Raw genomic sequence first — 681 nt, forward strand, 5'->3', positions numbered from 1 at the left:
GTGCGATGCCACGCCCACGCGCAGCCGCGTGCAGTGGCCGCCTTGGGCTGTGGCCAGCGCTTCGGCGCGGTCCAGCGCGGCCAGCGCGCCGCCCAGCACCACGCTGTCCGGTCCGTTGCGGATCGCCACGGCCAGGCCGGTGTCGCGCACCAGGGCGTCGATGGCGGCCGGCGCCATGCGGCTCACGCCGATCAGACTGCCGGGATGGCCGGCGGCGCAGCGGTCCATGGCCTCGGCGCGCGCCTGGGCGAGCGACAGCGCGGTAGCGGCATCGAACACGCCGGCTGCACTGAAGGCGGCCAGCTCGCCCACGCTGTAGCCCGCGATGGCGGCCGGCGGTGGCAGCAGCGGGGACAGGGCGTCCCAGGCAGCCAGGGCCAGGCCGGTGAGCAGCACCTGGGCGTGGGCATTGCGCGCGGCCCAATTGGTGTCCTGCAGCGCGGCGCGCCAGTCGGGCACGCCGAGGCGGTCGTTCACCGCGCGCACTGGGGCGCCATCGGCCAGCCAGGGCAGCATGCCGGGATGCTGCATGCCCTGGCCCGAAAACACCAGGGCATAGCTCATGGTGCGCAGCCCGCCGGTGGCGCCATGCGGACCACCCAGCAGGCGGCGGCCAGCAGGTCGGCCGAACCGCCGGGCGACAGGCGCCGCGCGACGAAATCGCGGCCGATGGCGTGCGCG

General features: G+C 75.9%; 2 protein-coding genes. Both read right to left on the reverse strand.

From position 1 onward, the window contains the following. A partial coding sequence (locus tag AC27IO_RS25095) for an ACP S-malonyltransferase (RefSeq protein WP_498741328.1) occupies positions 1 to 564 on the reverse strand: 564 nt, incomplete at its 3' end. Continuing rightward, a partial coding sequence (locus tag AC27IO_RS25100; RefSeq protein WP_498741329.1) for a triphosphoribosyl-dephospho-CoA synthase occupies positions 561 to 681 on the reverse strand: 121 nt, incomplete at its 5' end. The genes AC27IO_RS25095 and AC27IO_RS25100, both read right to left, overlap by 4 nt.

The organism is Acidovorax sp. KNOB132, assembly GCF_057541515.1.